Consider the following 18,898-nt stretch of genomic DNA (forward strand, 5'->3'; position numbering starts at 1 on the left):
CGGATGAAGAGACTCCAGATGGCGGCACTCCGGATGAAGAGACTCCAGATGACGGCACTCCGGATGAAGAGACTCCAGATGGCGGCACTCCGGATGAAGAGGCTCCAGATGGCGGCACTCCGGATGAAGAGACTCCAGATGGCGGCACTCCGGATGAAGAGACTCCAGATGACGGTACTTCAGACGACAGTACTCCGAGTGAGGGGACTCCAGACGATGATACTCCGGATAATGATACTCTCGCCGACAGTAGCCCTAATGATGGTGTGAAAAATGGTGATGAAAGCACAATGGTTACGAAATCAGCTATTCTTAGTACATCTTTGCCTAAGACAGGTGAAAACGATCCATATTTAATTTTTTCAGCATCTGTTTTAACATTGCTTGGTGGACTAGGTTTATATCAAAGAAGTGTAAGCAAGAAAGATAATTTTGTTTAAAGGAATGGTACCTGAATATAGTTAAAATAATTAATAAAAGCTGTTAGTTTTAATTAGTCTGGTTATAATACGAAAAATAAATAAATAGCGTTTAAAATGTCTTTGAAATTTCAGTCTTTGATCAAAAAAGCTTAACTTGTTTTTAAATCAAGTTAAGCTTTTTTTAAATATAATTTTTCAGTTTATATGGAATGTATTTTTAATTTGGATGATCTTTCGAAATATATCTTTCTCGTATATGGGGAAAAGAATCAGTTATATTTTTTTGGACCAATATTTTAGTTTTTTGATATACTATTTAAAAAGGAGTGAACTTATGGTATCGATATTAGTTGTTGAAGATGATACTCAAATTAGCAAAATGTTAGTAGAAGCATTAACAATTGAAGGATATTCAGTGACTCCTGCTTACTCAGGGAGCGAAGGTCAACTTTTATTCGAGCAATCAAGTTTTGATCTAATACTATTAGATTTAATGTTACCAGGCCTCTCTGGTTTAGACCTACTCAAAATAATTCGCCGGGAAAAATCCATTCCGGTGATTGTTATTTCAGCTAAAGAACAAGTTGATGATAAGGTAGAAATTTTACAAGCTGGAGCAGATGACTACTTGGTGAAGCCATTTGATCTTAAAGAGTTAAAAGCTCGTATTCAAGTATGCCTTAAACGCTATCAAACTAGTTTAGAGGAAAAAACATCGAATAAGAGATTGAATTTCGAAGGGTTAATGATTGATTTAGAGACCCAAGCAATTAATTATCAAGGGCAGGAATTAAATTTAACGCCTCAAGAAAGAAGGATCTTAGAATTATTATTAAGTCAACCAAAGAAGGTTTTCTCAAAGCTTGAAATTTATGAATATGCGTGGGGGGCAAATTATTTGGCAGATGATAAGACATTAACCGTTCATGTATCAAATTTACGTAAGAAATTAGACCAAATAAGTAAAAGACCTTGGATTGAAACGGTTTGGGGAATTGGTTTCCGTTTGATTTCGCTGAAAAATAAAAAGTAGTTAAATTGTATTGAATATTTCAATTTCTTTTATTTTCTTTCATGCTTTTATCTTAACCTTTTCTTAGTACTTTCTTTGTTTTTCCTTTGCCATTATATTTTTGAAGGAGTCTATAATATAGATAACAAAGGAGGAAAGATGATGGAAAGCATTCTTAAAAGTGAAAATTTATGTAAAGCGTATAACAATCAGTTTGCATTGAATAATGTCAGTATGAATGTTCAATCGGGTGATATCTATGGTCTGATTGGTCGTAATGGAGCTGGTAAAACAACCTTAATGAAGATCATTAATCGTCAGATTCTACCGACTAGTGGAAAGGTTTGGATTCAAGACCAAGAAATGGCTAAAAATGACCATTTTCAAGTAAGAATTGGCACTTTAATTGAGGCGCCAGGACTTTATATGGGACTCACAGCTGGGCAAAACCTGGAACTAAAATGTAAATTGTATGGAATTCGCCGTGACAATTATATAGAAGAATTATTGAATTTAGTAGGCTTACCCATTAGTCAAGTTAAGAAAAAGAAAGTTAAAAAATTTTCATTGGGTATGAAACAGCGATTAGGTCTTGCTTTAGCTTTAGTAGGAGATCCGGATCTTTTGTTGTTAGATGAACCTACCAACGGAATGGATCCGCAGGGAATTAGTGAGTTCCGCGAGACGATTCTTAAATTGAATAGCGAGCGTCATATTACGGTTGTGATATCTAGTCATATTTTGGGTGAATTGGCGAAACTCACGACTCGAATTGGTATTATTAATGAAGGTACCTTATTAAAAGAAGCAGATATGGAGGAATTAAATCAGATTAATCAAGATTTTATTTGGATTAAGGGTGGCGATCAGGCTCAAATAATGGCACATTTACAAGAAAAATTAGATCTTCAGCAAATTAAGCAAGTGAGCGATTCTGAACTGCGTGTATATGAACACTTAGATAATCCGTCAGTCATTAGCCATGAATTAATTCGCTCAGGCATTCTTTTTGAACAATTGGTAGTTGAGCGAGCGAGCTTAGAAGATTATTTTATCCGCTTAACAGGAGGTCACAACAATGGTTAATTTTATTCGCTTTGATTCCTATAAGTTGTTGCACATGAAGGCTACTTGGATTACGTTATTGATCCTTTCGTTGATATTCTCTTTACTAACTTATGGCGGCTATGTAACAACACACAAATCTTACGAAGACTATCAACTATCAATGACTTCGAAAGAAACCAATGAAGAAGGCAATTTTAAGTTAGAAATAAAATCGATGCAAGAAGGAGAAATTTTAACAGAGGAAGAGTACGAAACAAGTATTCAAGAAGAAAAAAAAGCCTATCGTTTTTCCGATAGTCTAATTGCTAATTACAGTTTGAGCCTTCTTTTTGTTTATATACTTTCAGCTGTTTTTATTGAAAGTGATTTTTCTTCTGGCTATTTAAAAAATATGTTAGCTATTAAAGGGGCGAAATGGAAATGGATGACTTCTAAATTATTTGTCGCCTTGTTAATATTCTTCATATTTCAAGTTGTTTGTATTGCTTTTTCAGTTCTAATGGCCGGTGTGACAGGTCAATTAGAGTTGCCTATTTATTGGCAAGATCATTTAGCTTTACTATTGCCACAAGCTCTTATGTACCTTATTATTATGTCGGTGACAGTAACCTTAAGTTTATTGCTACAAAGTAAAGTGGCAATCATTGTCTTAGCTTGCCTAGTGGGAACAGGTTTTCACAATCAAATCATTGGATTTATAGGGGATATTGTTGGTTTGGATCTTACAAAACAATTATTCTCCAATAAGCTAATGTCAATGGGCCCAAATTATTCAGAGCAAGCCATGTCAGTGGTAAGTATGGGTGTTGTATACCTATTGGTACTTTATCTCTTGAATAGGTGGTATATTTATCGAATAGACTTTAAGTTTGAACATTAGAGCATAGAAAGTAGGGACCGTCAATGATATATTTTTTATTGATTTTGATAATTCTAGCTATAGTTGGTTATCATTATTACTATCGGCTCCAAGTTTCTGATTTGACGAAGCAATTAAAAGTTATCAGTAAATCCCCTACCAATCAATTACTGACACAAGAGATCTTTTCATCAGAAATGAATGAACTTGTTAAAAGGATAAACTTGGCATTAATTAAAGAAAGAAATATATATCGAGAATTACAAATTGAGCAACGTTCAAAGCAAGAATTAATGATTAATCTTTCCCATGATGTGAGGACACCTTTGACCTCACTCATGGGTTATCTTCAATTAATGGAAACCAGCGAGGATGAGAACGACAAGCAGCGTTATTTTCAAATTATCTATCAAAGAATTGATCATTTAAAAGATTTGTTGGATCGGCTTTTCTTATTGGAGAGGTTGCAAGATACAGAATTTGAGTACAAGAACGAAATAGTGAACTTAAATGAAATTATTACTCAGCATGTTTTGTCTTTCTATGATCAGTTGAAAACAGCTAATATTGAAGTTGAACTTGACTTATCGGACGGTAGTTTTTTAATTACATCGGATGTCAGACTGCTGAACCACGCGCTAGATAATTTAGTAAAAAATGTATTAGATCATGGCAAGGATTATTTAAAAATCAAATTGTCGGGCCATAAAATTGAGGAAGAATTAACAAATCTTAAGCATGAAGACTTAATAAATCAAACAAAACGAGAGGTCTTACCAGGTAATGCAAATGTCGTAAGAATTATTTATTGTAATCGACTTTCACATCCAATTAATGAAGATCCTAATACTTGGTTGAATCGCTTCTATCAAGCTAAAAACAAGCAGTCGAAAACAAAACAAAATACAGGTTTAGGCCTAAATATAATTAAAATAGTCATTGAGAAATTAGGCGGTCAAATTTATTTGGAAACAAAAGGGTCTGATATATTGATAAATCTCTATCTTCCAATCTAATTAGCGAATGATTTCATGGAAAAATGGAAGAGCATAAAACTTGACCATTCTTGACCTAATCCGTTATACTATTGAAGTAAATTGAAAGGCTCAGATTAAAGGGAGGATATAGAATGAATTTAGTACCCACAGTAATAGAACAAACATCACGTGGTGAACGCGCTTATGATATTTATTCGCGCTTGTTAAAAGATCGAATTATTATGTTATCAGGTCCAGTGGATGACCACATGGCTAACTCAGTCATTGCCCAATTATTATTTTTAGATGCTCAAGATCCTGAGAAGGATATCTACCTTTATATCAATTCACCAGGAGGTAGTGTTACGGCTGGTTTGGCCATCTATGATACCATGAACTTTATCAAAGCGGACGTCCAAACGATCGTGATTGGATTAGCTGCATCAATGGGATCCGTCCTATTAGCAGCAGGAACCAAAGGCAAGCGCTTTGCCTTACCGAACGCTGAAGTAATGATTCATCAGCCTTTAGGTGGTGCTCAAGGCCAAGCCACTGAAATTGAAATTGCTGCACGCCATATTTTGAAGACGAGAACGCGCTTAAATGAAATTTTAAGTGAAGCGACTGGTCAACCTATTGAAGTGATTGAAAAGGATACCGACCGAGATAATTTTATGACGGCTGAAGAAGCGAAAGCTTATGGCTTAGTGGACGAAGTGATGGCCAATCGTAAGGATAAAAAGACTAAGAAAGATAAGTAATAAAAGGAAATATCCGTATCTTTTAAGTACTAGCAATGCGCTGGTACTTTTTTTGTGCCCTTAGATGAAGGCAGCATTGCATAATTTAAAAATACATGCTAAACTTATAATTAGATATTTAGCTAATTATCGAAATAAAAAGATGAGGAGGTGAACATTTGAGTGTTCAACTGCTTTTTAAAGCTTTAAGTGATCCCAATCGACGTAAAATTTTAGAATTACTCAGACCCGGCCCTTTAACTGCTGGGGAAATTGTCCGTCAATTTGAATCGGCAGGTTCTACTATTTCTAAACATCTCTCTATTTTAAAACAGGCTGATTTAGTGATTGATAAAAGAGAGGGACAGTTTATTTATTATGAATTAAATAGTTCCGTTTTAGATGGAGTCATTCAATGGTTAATGAATTTAGAAAAATAAAGGAGAGGATTTTATGACTAAAAACTTAACGAGGCATTACTATAAAAACTGGGTTCTTGTTTGTGTTTCTATTATTCTAGCGGGCTATTTCTTTATAAAAGCACCCGAAGTGATTCCTACACACTTTGATTTGGCAGGGAATGCTGATAATTATGGTCCTAAAATAAATCTTTTTAAGTTTCCTGCATTATTGGCTGGACTGAATCTTTTAGTAGAAGTATTGAAACGCATTGATCCAAAACGCGAAAATTATCGACGTTTTGAAAAGCATTTTTATTTAATCATTTTTGCTATGAATATTTATTTACTTAGCAGTCAAATAATTATAGGTGCCTATGGTTTAAACTGGCTCAACCAGATTCCTTCCTATTTAGAAGGAAGTTTAGGGCTACTATTTATTGTTTTAGGGAATTATATGCCAAAAATTAAATTTAATTATTTTATGGGCATACGTACCCCTTGGACATTAGCTGATGAAAAGGTGTGGTATCTTACCCACCGTTTAGCTGGAAAAATATTTGTTGTAATGGGAATCCTTATTTTATTAACCGTCTTCTTGCCGTTGACTATTAAAGAATGGAGTGTTCCTTTGATCACGTTAGGTGGCACTATGAGTGTAGTTGGAGCTTCCTATTGGTTGTATCGCAAACAACATCTTTAATGATTTTTTTATTTATGATAAGCAATCTAAATGTATGTTTTCATCATTTAGATTGTTTGTTTTTTGAACAAAGTCGAATGGAGTTACTATCGATAGTAATTAATGGGGTAAGATTAGCTTAGAGGATGAAGCAGTAGATTTCAAAGGACATAAAACGCCCAGATTCAGAAAGTATATCCATTGTAATTTAAACCATGCAGTGTTAGAATGTTTTATGAAGAAAGATGAACAGCTTTTCTTCTTTTTATAAAACAAGGTCATTCAGCGACCAACAGGAGGCTTGGAATGGATTTGATTGATGAATTAGGTACAGTGGTACCAGAACTTGGTGAGATGTTAGACATTCGTCTTAATGTTTTAAAAGCTTTATCTAAGCATCAACTACGAATTGGTCGTAAAGCGTTAGCCACACAAATTCATTTGTCCGAGCGAACTTTGAGAACTAATTTACAAGTATTGCGTGATCAAAGTCTGGTAGATGTAAGTCGTGCGGGGATACGTATTACGGATGAAGGACAAAGAGTAGGCCATCTCATTCAGCAGTTAAGGATGGGGCAGGACCGTTTACCGGAATACGAAGCAGCCTTAGCTAAAGAATTAAATATACAAAACTGCTGGGTAGTAGCTGGCGATGTAGATAGCGACTTTACAGTTTTTCAAATGCTTGCTGAAGCAGTTCAAACGATTCTAGGACAAGAATTACCGCAAGAAGCGGTTGTAGCTGTTACGGGAGGGTCCACTTTGGCTAATATGGGTCAACATTTTACTAAGGAACTATCGCAAAACAGACAATTATCCTTTGTGCCTAGCCGTGGTGGTATGGAAGGTTCTTTTCATATTCAATCTAATACGGTAGCTGGAATAATGGCTCATGAGACCCAAGCTGACTATGTTCCCTTGTATATTCCAGATCGTTTAACTGATCAGTTGAGTCAAGAGATTGTTAAGGATCCAACCATTAAAAAAGCCCTTGATTTAAGTCGATCAGCGGACTGTCTTTTATTAAGTGTGGGAGCCGCTCAAGTAATGTCAAAGCGAAGAAAACTAACTCCGCCACAAGAAAGAATACTTCTCGAAGGTCAAGCGGTAGGAGAAGCATTTGGCATTTTTTATGATGCAGAGGGAAAGGTTGTTTTTTCCATCCCTCGCTTAGGCTTACAACTTGAAGATGTCATTAAGTTTCCGTTATTATTAACCATAGTAGCAGGCCAACAAAAAGCACCTGCTACCCGAGCTTTCTACAAGATGATGCCAAAACAAACCTGGCTCATTTGTGATAAAAGTCTCGCTAAAGCTGTTTTAAATGGGGTTACCCAATTTAAATAAAATATCCTAAGGGGGAAATTATCAATATGTCAACAAAAATCGCAATCAATGGTTTCGGTCGTATTGGACGTTTAGCATTACGTCGTATTTTAGAAAAGGATTCAGATTTAGAAGTTGTTGCAATTAATGATTTAACAGATAACGAAGATTTAGCTTATTTATTAAAATATGACTCAGCGCAAGGTCGTTTTCCATACTCTGTCGAAGCTAAAGGTGATGTGATTGTTGTAGATGGTAAAGAGATTAAAGCCTTTGCTGAGCCAGATGCAGCGAAGTTACCATGGAAAGATTTAGGGGTTGAATTCGTCTTAGAATGTACTGGTTTTTACAATTCAGCAGAAAAGGCTCAAGCCCATATCGATGCAGGTGCTAAGCGTGTCCTAATCTCAGCGCCCGCTAAGTCAGCTGAAACGAAGACAATTGTTTATGGTGTAAACCACGAAGTTCTAACAGCTGATGATGTGATTGTTTCAGCAGCTTCATGTACAACTAACTGCTTAGCTCCAATGGTCAATGTTTTACATAAAGAATTTGGTCTAAAATCTGCCCAAATGGTAACGGTTCATGCTTATACAGCAACTCAAAAATTACAAGATTCGCCAGGCGGACGTAAAAACCGTGCAGGAGCATTTTCAATTATTCCTGCTTCCACTGGAGCTGCTAAAGCAATCGGAAAAGTAATTCCTGAATTGAATGGTAAAATTGACGGTGCAGCTTTACGAGTTCCAACAATCACTGGTTCTTTAACTGAGGTATATGCAGTCTTAGACAAAGAAGTAACAGCTGAGGAAGTTAACGCAGCGATGAAGAAATATGAATCAGATGCTTTTGTCTATGAAGAAGATGAAATTGTTTCTGCAGACATTATTGGTTATCCAGCAGGATCTGTTTTTGATTCAACACTTACAAAAGTAATGGGTGAAGGTGACGATCAAATCGTTATGGCAGCCTCTTGGTATGATAATGAGTACGGCTTTACAGCGAACATGATTTCAACCTTAGAATATTTTGTTGAATTAAATTAATAAGACCCACACTAGCGGGGAAGCAAACGCGCTTCTCCGTTTTTTTCATAAAGGAGGAAGAAGAATGGCTAAAAAAACTATTAGAGACTTAAACCTTGAAAACAAAACCGTATTAGTACGTGTCGATTTTAACGTTCCGATGGATGGTAATAAGATTACAGACGATAATCGAATTGTAGCTGCTCTAGATACGATAAAGTATTTAATTGAGCATCAAGCCAAGGTTGTTTTATTTTCACATCTAGGTAAGATCAAATCGGCAGAGGATTTGGATAAAGCAGATCGTAACTTAAATCCTGTAGCAAATCGTTTATCTGAATTATTAGGACAAGAGGTTGTTTTTATTGATGAAACACGTGGCGAAAAATTAGAATTAGCGGTTAAAAATTTGCAAGAGGGTCAAGTATTGTTAGTTCAAAACACACGGTTTGAAGATGTAGAAGGGAAAAAGGAATCTGGGAATGATCCAGAACTTGGCAAGTATTGGGCAAGTCTAGGGGATCTATTTGTTAATGATGCATTTGGAACCGCACATCGTTCTCATGCATCGAATGTTGGTATTGCAGCGCATTTAGATTCAGCGGTCGGCTTCTTAATGGAAAAAGAAGTGAAATTCTTGAAAGAAGCGGTAGATCAGCCGGAACGTCCTTTTGTTGCTATATTAGGGGGAGCAAAAGTTTCTGATAAGATTAAAGTTATTGAGAATTTGTTAGATCGAGCTGATAAAGTAATTATCGGTGGAGGTATGGCGTATACCTTTTTCAAGGCAAAAGGCCTCGAAATTGGACAATCCATTTGTGAACCAGATCGCATCGAACTCGCTAAAGAAATTATGGAAAAAGCAGGCGATAAATTAGTGTTACCGGTTGATAATGTTGTGGCTAAAGAATTTAACAAGGATGCCGAAACTAAAGTGGTAGCTTCTGAAGAAATTCCTACAGACTACATGGGGATGGATATAGGGCCTCAGACAGTTGATTTGTTTGCTGAAACTTTAGCTGGCGCCAAAACTGTAGTGTGGAATGGGCCAATGGGTGTTTTTGAAATGGAAAAATTTGCACAGGGAACGATGGGAGTTTGTCAAGCCATTGCTAATTTAGAGAGTGCGACCACTATTGTAGGTGGAGGAGATTCTGCTGCAGCTGTTACTCAATTGGGTTATGAAGATAAGTTCACGCATATTTCTACCGGTGGAGGAGCCTCCTTATCTTATCTTGAGGGAGCCGAATTACCAGGCGTGGAGTCCATTGATAATCTATAGTTAGAAAAGGAGAAAAATATGTCACGAAAACCAATTATTGCCGGAAACTGGAAAATGAATAAAACAGCTAAAGAATCACGTGGTTTTATTGAAAATGTCAAGTTAGATATCCCTTCAAATGATTTAGTGGATGCAGTGATCGGAGCTCCTGCTGTTTTCTTAGAAGCTATGACCGAAGCTGTACAGGGAACTGATTTACAAGTAGCTGCGCAAAATTGTTTTTGGGAAGATGAAGGCGCTTTTACGGGCGAAATCAGTCCCAAAACGCTAGCGGCTTTAGGTGTAGATTATGTGATCATTGGACATTCTGAGCGTCGTCAATATTTTCATGAAAGCAATGAAGAAATTAATCAAAAAGCTCATGCTATCTTTCGTAATGGAATGAAGCCGATTATTTGTTGCGGAGAAACGCTCGAAACCTACGAAGCAGGAAATGCTGAGGAATTTGTAGGCCAACAAATAACGGCAGCTTTAAAAGATTTAACGGAAGGTCAAGTACAATCATTGGTAATTGCGTATGAACCAATTTGGGCAATTGGGACGGGTAAATCAGCAACAAAAGATGATGCCCAAAAGATGTGTTATGCGATTCGTCAAGTAGTAGCAGAAAACTTTAACCAAGAGGTAGCTGATCAAGTACGTATTCAATATGGCGGGTCAGTTAAACCTGATAATATTGCAGAGTACCTAGCTTGTCCAGATGTAGACGGAGCATTAGTAGGCGGAGCGAGCCTACAACCTGAATCATTCTTAGCTTTATTGGAGGCGGTTAAATAATGGGAAAAGCACCTATTGCTTTAATTATTTTAGATGGCTTTGGTATTCGCGAGGAGACTTATGGGAATGCCGTTAAGGCGGCGCATAAACCCAACTTTGATCGTTATTGGCAGCAATTTCCCCATCAACAACTCAGAGCAGAAGGGGAAAATGTTGGTTTACCAGAAGGTCAAATGGGGAATTCTGAAGTAGGACATATGAATATTGGGGCTGGAAGAATTGTCTATCAATCCTTGACGCGAATAAATAAGTCCATTCAAGAGGGTAGTATAAAAAAGATTCCTGAACTCACTAAGGCCATCGAGCACGCTAAGCAAAATAATGGAGCATTGCATTTAATGGGCTTACTTTCTGACGGTGGGGTTCATTCACATATTAATCATCTCTTCGGTTTAATTGAGTTAGCTAAAGAAATGGATTTAAACAAAGTGTATATTCACGCTTTTCTAGATGGACGTGATGTTGGACCTCAATCCGGAATAGATTTTATAAGAGATACAGAAAGTTTTATTAAAGAAAAAGGAATTGGTGAAATTGCAACAGTCTCTGGACGCTACTATGCAATGGACCGTGATAAGCGTTGGGACCGCGTTAAATTAGCCTATGATGCCTTAGTTAGTGGCCAAGGACCTCAATATGCCTCTGCTGAAGCAGGAGTTCAGGCTTCTTATGATCAAGAAGTATATGATGAATTTGTTCAACCTTTTGTGGTGGATCCAGAAGGACACATTAAAGAAGGCGATAGCCTTATTTATTATAATTTCCGACCTGATCGTGCGATTCAACTATCAACAGCTTTAAGTAATCCGGCTTTTGACGGCTTTGACACATCGAATCGACCAGAAAACTTACAATTTGTAACATTTACTAAATATTCAAAAGATGTTCTAGCCGAAATCGCTTTCAAGAAAGTTGATTTAGTGAATACGATTGGCGAAGCGATAGCGAAAGCAGGCAAAACGCAGTTACGTATTGCAGAAACTGAGAAGTTTCCTCATGTCACTTTCTTTATGTCAGGTGGCCGTCATGAAACGTTTCCGGGAGAAGAACGTATTTTAATTCCTTCTCCTAAAGTAGCTACTTATGACTTAAAACCTGAAATGTCCGCTTACGAAGTCAAGGACGCATTGATAGATAAAATTAATGAAGATACGATTGATGCAATCATTCTTAATTTTGCTAATCCGGATATGGTTGGACATTCAGGTATGTTAGAGCCAACCGTCAAAGCTATTGAAGCGGTCGATGAGTGCCTCGGTCAAATTGTCGATTTGATTTTAGAAAAAGAAGGTGTTGCAATCATTACAGCCGATCACGGCAATTCAGATGAAGTCATTACGTTAGAAGGTAAACCTATGACTGCTCATACTACCAATCCTGTACCAGTGATTGTTACGAAAGAAGGAATCTCGTTAAGAGAAGGTGGCATACTATCTGATTTAGCACCTACTATGCTTGACCTTTTAAAAATTGACCAACCAAGTGAGATGACTAGCCAAAGTTTAATTAAGCATTAATGGCAATTCATTGAATTTAATTTACTAAAACAATAGAATAAGATTGAGACGTTTAACCGTTTCAATCCAACAAAAGGAGCGAATAAAATGCCTTATATTACAGATGTTTACGCACGTGAAGTTCTTGACTCAAGAGGAAACCCAACAATTGAAGTAGAAGTTTATACCGAAAGTGGTGCCTTTGGACGCGGAATGGTCCCTTCAGGAGCATCTACTGGAGAACATGAAGCAGTAGAATTACGTGATGGAGATGCAACACGCTATGGTGGCAAAGGAGTTAGCCAAGCCGTTGATAACGTTAACCACTTTTTAGCCGAAGCCTTATTAGGGTTTGATGTATTGCAACAACAAGCTATTGATCAAATGATGATTGAAATGGATGGCACACCGAATAAAGGAAAACTCGGAGCAAACGCTATCTTAGGCGTATCTATTGCTGTGGCACGTGCAGCTGCTGATTATTTAGAAATACCTTTATACCAATACTTAGGTGGATTCAATACCAAAGAGTTACCAGTACCAATGATGAATATTGTTAATGGTGGCTCACACTCGGATGCTCCGATTGCTTTCCAAGAGTTTATGATTTTACCTGTTGGGGCTGAAAACTTTAAAGAAGCGTTACGTTGGGGCGCTGAAGTTTTCCATGCGCTAAAATCAATTCTCAAGGAACGTGGGTTAGAAACATCAGTAGGTGACGAGGGTGGTTTTGCGCCTCGCTTTGAAGGAACGGAAGACGGTGTAGAGACCATTCTTAAAGCGATTGAGAAAGCTGGCTACAAACCCGGTCAAGATATCTTCTTAGGCTTTGACTGTGCCGCTTCAGAATTTTACGTAGAGGGTGTTTATGATTATGCCAAATTTGAAGGAGAAGGCGGTAAAAAACGCTCAGCCCAAGAACAAGTTGACTACCTTGAAGAGTTAGTGAATAAATATCCAATCATTTCCATTGAAGATGGTATGGATGAAAATGACTGGGAGGGTTGGAAGTTACTAACTGAACGTTTAGGTGACAAAGTCCAATTAGTTGGAGATGATCTATTTGTGACCAACACTGAAATTCTTTCACGTGGTATTGAAGAAAGTGTGGGGAATTCCATTTTAATCAAAGTGAATCAAATTGGGACACTAACTGAGACATTTGATGCGATTGAAATGGCTAAGCGTGCAGGGTACACAGCAGTCATTTCTCACCGTTCAGGTGAAACGGAAGACTCCACTATTGCGGATATTGCAGTAGCAACCAATGCGGGTCAAATTAAGACAGGGTCTTTATCACGTACAGACCGTATTGCCAAATATAATCAATTATTGCGGATTGAAGATGAATTAAGTGAATTAGCACAATATAATGGCAAAAAAGTTTTCTATAATTTAAAAGATTTCAAATAAGATTGACAGAATAGATTAAAGCGCTCTCTAAGAATTTAGAGAGCGTTTTTTTGGTTAATAAAGGAGCATTTTATTTTAAAAAACAAACAAAACACTTTATAATTGACGAGTCAACTGTTGATTTATGAAATGAAAGAGGGAGGGTTTGGTGAGTCTAAGAGAAGTAAGTAGATTATTTTATCAATTAAAACTAGTTAACCAGGAGTTAATTAGTAAATTTGAAAAAGAAACGTCATTTAGTATAACGCGCTTTGAATTAATGATGTTTTTAAAAGAGCATGGTCCTTGTTGCCAAACTCGTCTACAAAAGGAATTAAAGATAGATCGTGCAGCTGTTACAAGACATTTAAGAATTCTTGAAGGAAAAAAATATGTGATCCGCAAAAGAAATAAAGAAAATAATCGTGAAGTGCTCGTAACAATTACCGATAAGGCGTTAAATGATTTGAATCGTTGCCAGCAGAGTCATTGTCAATCTGAGCAACAGAGGATTTTACCCCTATCTAAAGATGAAACACAGCGATTGATCGAATTATTAACCAAATTAATACAATAGAAAAGGAGAATAATATGTCCAACCACTTAGTCACTAATAATTTTTCAGAAATTACTTATGGAAGAAAGTCAATTCGTGCTTATGATGAGAAGTATAAAATAAGTCAGGAAGAAATGCTTGAAATGATTCAAGAAGCTACCACAGCTCCTTCATCCGTCAATATGCAACCATGGAGGTTTGTGGTGGTTGAAAGCCAAGAGCAAAAAGCCAAATTAAAACCACTTATTCGTTTTAATACGCTGCAAAATGACACTTCATCTGCTATGATATTAATATTTGGCGATATGCAGTGTTATGAACTCGGTGAAGAAATCTACAATCAAGCAGTCGAGGAAGGTAAAATGCCTGCTGAAACGAGAGATCAACAATTATCTGTCATTATTCCTTATTATAAAAGCTTTTCTAAACAAAAAATGAATGATGTTGTAAAAATTGATTCAAGTTTGGCAGCCATGCAATTAATGTTAGTGGCTCGTTCTCATGGTTATGATACCAATGCAATCGGTGGTTTTGAAGAGGACTTATTGGCTGAAGCTTTCGGTCTCGACAAAGAACGCTATGTACCGGTAATGATCCTATCAATTGGAAAGGCTAAAGATTCTGGTTATCCATCCGTACGCTTAGCCGCTGAAAAAATTACAGAATTTAAATAAGAAACGCTAAAAACTTAAAGAATTTATAAATTAAAGTTAAACGCCTCCTCTAGCGATGCTTATTGGCATCGCTAGAGGAGGCGTTTTAAGTTTTATTATTAACAAGTAATAATTATAAAAATGAAAGATATTAAACGCATTACTGTGATTCTCAACCACGTTTAAAAAATATAGATAATACTATTATTGTTATAAAGTTGAATTGAAGATCGATCTGCTTAGGATCAGATTACATATAGGATAAACATAGAAGTTCAGAAAAATAATACTTGGATATGAACTTTATTGTAAGGCAACCCTTTTAAAAAACTTAGTATAGAAAAGATGTGTAAAACTCCCAACTTATTACATAAATATAAAGGAATGAGGTAGCCATAATTTTTTTACTTTAAATTGATATATAATACAACCTATTTATAAATAAAATAATAATTATATAGCATTTGTTTGACTAAATCAAGCGAATATTATAATATGTTCTTATAGTATTGTCGCTATACTTTAGAAAAGATGTCGCAATATTAAATTTTTTTAGGAGTGATATTGTGGTCGGTAAGAATAATAAATTTTTGAAACAGAGGAAGTTTTCTAATAAAGATAACAAATATGCAATAAGAAAGTTTGCATTTGGATCTTGTTCTGTTTTAATCGCATCTTTTTTCATATTTGCAGGTGTAGGTCAAGATAGTGTTTATGCACAAAATATTACAGAAGAAACCTCAACAAGCGCGACGACAGAAGAAACAGCAGATAATTCATTAAACGAACAAAACGATTTAAACGAAGTAGTCACTTCTGAATTAACAAATAGTTCAGAAGATAAGATAACTAATGAAGAACTAGTTACCACTGAAGAAGTTATGACCTCAGAGGAAGCAACAGTCACAGGTGATGATACCACATTAAATGAACTTTCAAATGATGAATTAGAAGCGGAAAATACCGCTAAAAATGCAGCATTAGAAGCTGCTTTGGCTGCAAAAGAAGCTTCTAATGCTGCCGAAAAAGCTTCTGAAGCGACGAGTGTTATAGAAGCAGAAACCGCAGCGAAAGAAGCTATTTCAGCTTTAAATAATGCTAAGGCAGAAGCAGGGATAGCCATCGAGGCAGCAAATATTGCTGGAACTACAAAAGCTTTAGCATTAGCAAAAGAAGCGAAAATCTCAGCAAAAGAAGCGGAAATCTCAGCAAATAAGGCTAAGTCTATAGTAGCGTCTATAAAAGAAGAAAAAGCTACAAACTTAGAAGCGAATAAAACTAGTTTAGAAGAAATAACAACTAGTATAGAAAATGAAACATTAGCGAATGAAAGTAGAACCTCTAATTCAGAGGCGACATCAATTAATGCACCTCAAGATAAAGCTTTATCTGCTCCGGAATCTTTTGCTACTTTAGCGAATCTTTTACCTGCTGATCAGAATGTGATCAGTATTGAAAACAAAATGTTAGATGGAGAATTTAATCTCAAATATCTAAAACACCATTTAAATGGTAGAACTTACGTAGATAATGCAGGAAATACAGGGATATATGATGGGGATAAAGAACTCATTAAATCCCAAGATAACCATCAGGTTAATGACAAACATTTGATTAATAATCAAGACTATCTAGTTGGGAACGTACCTTTATATATGCAATGGATGGATAGAGATGGTACTTTGTCACCTATTTATACATTTAAATCCAATGATAATGGTTATTTTGCAGTGAATCCAGGGATATTTAAAGTGGTCAATCCTGATGGAACAACAACGGACCACGAATTTCTTGGTAAGCAGTTAGAAACTGTATTATATTCAGCTTTTAAATATCGAATTTGGGCAGATCAAGATTGGTTAGTCAATAATAAGTATGATAATGTTCAAACAAGTAATGGTAACCCTGGACAATGGGGAGGTTATAGTCAGGGAATTAATGGTATATGGACACCAATTCTTCAAGATGTGGCAACGATGCAGATTCAAGATGTTGCTGTCGTTTTACAACCTAAAGATCAATTGACTCAGCATAATAAAGAAAAAGTAGTCGAAATTGATAAATTAGTAGGGGATATCAATCATGCAAATTACGCTAATGATAAGACAATTGTAGGAAATGTTTATTGGGAGGCAGATTATGCACCAGGAATCACCTCACAATATCCAGCCTATGAAGAAAAAACAGGTGATAAATTTGCTGAGGATATGACGGTTTATCTAACTATCCAAGATGTTTTGAATCCTAATAATAAGGTTACCTATAAGACAAAGACCAATCAATTTGGTGATTTTAAGTTCGATATAGCTAATGTAAGAGAGATGTTAGGAATCAAGCAAAGAAAAAATGCGTCTCTATGGCATCAAGTGATCATGAATATGTCGGTAGCTGATTCGCAAGGAAATCAGTTTGGTAAAGAAGTTTCTGTTTTTTCTAACTCCACTTTAGATGGACAATTCTATAATGGGAAAAACCTTAAATACGACACAGGGGGTCTTGATGCATCTGACTTTATCCTCGTTTCAAGATATGATTCTGAATTTAGGGACTTCTCGACTTCAAGCAAGCCGACAACAGCCTTGTTATATTCTCAAACGAATTCTTCTGGAAGGGATGAATTCAAAGGAGCTGGTTTCCAATTTGTACTAAGAAATACTATTCCAACAATAGACATTACTAATTATGATTCAACCGATAATTATGCAGCACCCGGCAATAAAGCGAATGCTGTTGTTACTGGAGCTGTGCCTGATGTTGAGTATATCGTTCGTTGGTATGAAGTTCCTGAAGATCCTACGAAATCTCCAAAATTAGTTCTTGAAGGAACCCCTTTTACTGTTGCAGCAAATGGAGTTTTCCCAGATCAAGCATTTGATGTACCTGCTAATTTGCCACGAGAAACAATGTATATTGCTCAATTAGAAACAGTAAATACGGGAAATATAATAGCGATTGATAATTTTTATGCGAGGTTAAAAAATGAAGCAGATACATTTGCTCCCGTTGCAACTGTTGAGAATATCAAAGTGGGAGAAACAGTTAACTTAATCGATAATGTGACTGTTCCTAACTATGATGGAAAACCAACATTTGAGGATATTACTCCTTTAGGTTCGATAGATAATACAAAACCTGGGGAATATACGGGTACGGTCAAAGTAACCTACCAAGACGGAAGTTCTGAAACTATTCAAGTACCTGTAGTGGTAACCGCTGTAGACGTTCCTCATGATTCAATTTATGAACCGAATGTAACTCCGGAGATAATTAAAGTAGGAGATACGATTGATTTAGCAGATAACGTAACTGTTCCAAACTATGTGCAGGATCCAAAGCATAGCGGTGTCCCTCTTTTTGAGGATGTGACGCCAGATGGAGTGATTGATAATACAACTCCTGGAGAATATACGGGTAAAGTTAAAGTGACTTATCCAGATAATACATTTGAAATTGTTGATGTGCCAGTGACTGTAATCGATAAAAAATCCGATGTATATGATCCAATGGTGGTACCAGAAGTAATTGAAATTGGACAAACTCCTAATTTAATAGATAATGTGACTGTTCCTTCATATATTCAAGATTCAAAATATCCAGGTGTCCCTACTTTTGAGGATGTGACGCCAGATGGAGTGATTGATAATACAACTCCTGGAGAATATACAGGTAAAGTTAGAGTAACTTATCCAGACGGAACATCCGAAATTGTTGATGTACCTGTTACCGTAAAAACTCCGGAAGCTTCACAAGCAGATGTTTTCGTTCCTCAAGTAACTCCTGAAATTATTGGGATAGGAGGAACACCCGATTTATTAGATAATGTTAGCATTCCAGATTATGTAGTGAATCCAAAATATCCTGGAGATATAATTTTTGAAGATGTGACTCCAGCTGGAACCATCGATAATACAACACCTGGCGGCTATATTGGACTTGTTAAAGTGACTTATCCAGATGGATCAATGGAAATCATCCAGGTACCGGTGACGGTGACTGCGCCAGAGATCCCTCAAAAAGAAGATTACGATCCAACGGTTAAGCCAGAGATCGTAGAAGTAGATGGCATCGTTGATTTAACCGACAACGTAATAGTTCCAGATTATGTAGAGGATCCAGATCATCCAGGTGTACCAAGCTTTAAGGATGTGACACCAGCTGGACAAATTGATCCAAGCACACCAGGTAAGTATACAGGTCTAGTGGAAGTCACTTATCCTGATGGTTCTAAAGAAA

At 36.5% G+C, this 18,898-nt stretch carries 17 protein-coding genes; all 17 read left to right on the forward strand.

The annotated features are described in order from the left end of the window. Positions 1-440, forward strand: a 440-nt coding sequence (locus ACQV2R_RS07665; RefSeq protein WP_428892050.1) for an LPXTG cell wall anchor domain-containing protein, incomplete at its 5' end; no start/stop codon positions are given. 316 nt (positions 441-756) lie between these two features. Beyond that, positions 757-1,455, forward strand: a complete 699-nt coding sequence (locus tag ACQV2R_RS07670; protein ID WP_428874445.1) for a response regulator transcription factor — start codon at positions 757-759, stop codon at positions 1,453-1,455. A gap of 141 nt (positions 1,456-1,596) precedes the next feature. Next, positions 1,597-2,520, forward strand: a complete 924-nt coding sequence (locus tag ACQV2R_RS07675) for an ABC transporter ATP-binding protein (RefSeq protein ID WP_428892051.1) — start codon at positions 1,597-1,599, stop codon at positions 2,518-2,520. Beyond that, positions 2,513-3,382, forward strand: a complete 870-nt coding sequence (locus tag ACQV2R_RS07680; RefSeq protein ID WP_428875449.1) for a hypothetical protein — start codon at positions 2,513-2,515, stop codon at positions 3,380-3,382. The genes ACQV2R_RS07675 and ACQV2R_RS07680 overlap by 8 nt, the downstream gene beginning before the upstream one ends. Positions 3,383-3,405: 23 nt before the next feature. Beyond that, positions 3,406-4,377, forward strand: a complete 972-nt coding sequence (locus ACQV2R_RS07685) for a sensor histidine kinase (RefSeq protein ID WP_428892052.1) — start codon at positions 3,406-3,408, stop codon at positions 4,375-4,377. Positions 4,378-4,490: 113 nt separating this feature from the next. Further along, positions 4,491-5,099, forward strand: coding sequence for an ATP-dependent Clp endopeptidase proteolytic subunit ClpP (clpP, locus tag ACQV2R_RS07690; protein WP_428876600.1), 609 nt, complete (start codon positions 4,491-4,493; stop codon positions 5,097-5,099). A gap of 158 nt (positions 5,100-5,257) precedes the next feature. Beyond that, positions 5,258-5,518 (forward strand): autorepressor SdpR family transcription factor, encoded by a 261-nt coding sequence (locus ACQV2R_RS07695; protein WP_428874450.1) that lies wholly within the window; start codon positions 5,258-5,260, stop codon positions 5,516-5,518. 13 nt (positions 5,519-5,531) lie between these two features. Next, positions 5,532-6,179 (forward strand): SdpI family protein, encoded by a 648-nt coding sequence (locus tag ACQV2R_RS07700; RefSeq protein WP_428874451.1) that lies wholly within the window; start codon positions 5,532-5,534, stop codon positions 6,177-6,179. Positions 6,180-6,464: 285 nt separating this feature from the next. Next, positions 6,465-7,505 carry a sugar-binding transcriptional regulator gene (locus ACQV2R_RS07705; protein WP_428892053.1) on the forward strand — a complete coding sequence of 347 codons (1,041 nt, stop codon included), beginning with the start codon at positions 6,465-6,467 and terminating at the stop codon, positions 7,503-7,505. 26 nt (positions 7,506-7,531) lie between these two features. Next, entirely contained in the window at positions 7,532-8,530 is a 999-nt protein-coding gene (gene gap / locus ACQV2R_RS07710; protein WP_428874453.1) for a type I glyceraldehyde-3-phosphate dehydrogenase, read from the forward strand. A gap of 64 nt (positions 8,531-8,594) precedes the next feature. Beyond that, positions 8,595-9,791 (forward strand): phosphoglycerate kinase, encoded by a 1,197-nt coding sequence (locus tag ACQV2R_RS07715; protein ID WP_428875456.1) that lies wholly within the window; start codon positions 8,595-8,597, stop codon positions 9,789-9,791. An 18-nt stretch (positions 9,792-9,809) separates the two neighbouring features. Beyond that, a complete protein-coding gene (gene tpiA / locus ACQV2R_RS07720) occupies positions 9,810-10,568 on the forward strand; it encodes a triose-phosphate isomerase (RefSeq protein ID WP_428892054.1) in 759 nt (252 codons plus the stop codon). Further along, positions 10,568-12,085, forward strand: a complete 1,518-nt coding sequence (gene gpmI, locus ACQV2R_RS07725; RefSeq protein ID WP_428874456.1) for a 2,3-bisphosphoglycerate-independent phosphoglycerate mutase — start codon at positions 10,568-10,570, stop codon at positions 12,083-12,085. The genes tpiA and gpmI overlap by 1 nt, the downstream gene beginning before the upstream one ends. 87 nt (positions 12,086-12,172) lie before the next feature. After that, positions 12,173-13,477 carry a phosphopyruvate hydratase gene (eno, locus tag ACQV2R_RS07730; protein WP_428875458.1) on the forward strand — a complete coding sequence of 435 codons (1,305 nt, stop codon included), beginning with the start codon at positions 12,173-12,175 and terminating at the stop codon, positions 13,475-13,477. A gap of 148 nt (positions 13,478-13,625) precedes the next feature. Beyond that, a complete protein-coding gene (locus ACQV2R_RS07735) occupies positions 13,626-14,033 on the forward strand; it encodes a MarR family winged helix-turn-helix transcriptional regulator (RefSeq protein WP_428874458.1) in 408 nt (135 codons plus the stop codon). 14 nt (positions 14,034-14,047) lie between these two features. Further along, positions 14,048-14,686 carry a nitroreductase family protein gene (locus ACQV2R_RS07740; RefSeq protein ID WP_428874459.1) on the forward strand — a complete coding sequence of 213 codons (639 nt, stop codon included), beginning with the start codon at positions 14,048-14,050 and terminating at the stop codon, positions 14,684-14,686. 545 nt (positions 14,687-15,231) lie between these two features. Next, positions 15,232-18,898, forward strand: a 3,667-nt coding sequence (locus tag ACQV2R_RS07745; protein WP_428892055.1) for a Rib/alpha-like domain-containing protein, incomplete at its 3' end; no start/stop codon positions are given.

Origin of the sequence: Facklamia sp. P12937, from assembly GCF_050409505.1 — a bacterium.
GTDB lineage: Bacteria > Bacillota > Bacilli > Lactobacillales > Aerococcaceae > Facklamia.

Excerpts from the sequence above, each read along its gene's own strand:
- ACQV2R_RS07670 (WP_428874445.1), top strand. The coding sequence starts at position 757 with ATGGTATCGATATTAGTTGTTGAAGATGATACTCAAATTAGCAAAATG.
- ACQV2R_RS07675 (WP_428892051.1), top strand. The coding sequence starts at position 1,597 with ATGGAAAGCATTCTTAAAAGTGAAAATTTATGTAAAGCGTATAACAAT.
- ACQV2R_RS07680 (WP_428875449.1), top strand. The coding sequence starts at position 2,513 with ATGGTTAATTTTATTCGCTTTGATTCCTATAAGTTGTTGCACATGAAG.
- ACQV2R_RS07685 (WP_428892052.1), top strand. The coding sequence starts at position 3,406 with ATGATATATTTTTTATTGATTTTGATAATTCTAGCTATAGTTGGTTAT.
- clpP (WP_428876600.1), top strand. The coding sequence starts at position 4,491 with ATGAATTTAGTACCCACAGTAATAGAACAAACATCACGTGGTGAACGC.
- ACQV2R_RS07700 (WP_428874451.1), top strand. The coding sequence starts at position 5,532 with ATGACTAAAAACTTAACGAGGCATTACTATAAAAACTGGGTTCTTGTT.
- ACQV2R_RS07705 (WP_428892053.1), top strand. The coding sequence starts at position 6,465 with ATGGATTTGATTGATGAATTAGGTACAGTGGTACCAGAACTTGGTGAG.
- gap (WP_428874453.1), top strand. The coding sequence starts at position 7,532 with ATGTCAACAAAAATCGCAATCAATGGTTTCGGTCGTATTGGACGTTTA.
- ACQV2R_RS07715 (WP_428875456.1), top strand. The coding sequence starts at position 8,595 with ATGGCTAAAAAAACTATTAGAGACTTAAACCTTGAAAACAAAACCGTA.
- tpiA (WP_428892054.1), top strand. The coding sequence starts at position 9,810 with ATGTCACGAAAACCAATTATTGCCGGAAACTGGAAAATGAATAAAACA.
- gpmI (WP_428874456.1), top strand. The coding sequence starts at position 10,568 with ATGGGAAAAGCACCTATTGCTTTAATTATTTTAGATGGCTTTGGTATT.
- eno (WP_428875458.1), top strand. The coding sequence starts at position 12,173 with ATGCCTTATATTACAGATGTTTACGCACGTGAAGTTCTTGACTCAAGA.
- ACQV2R_RS07740 (WP_428874459.1), top strand. The coding sequence starts at position 14,048 with ATGTCCAACCACTTAGTCACTAATAATTTTTCAGAAATTACTTATGGA.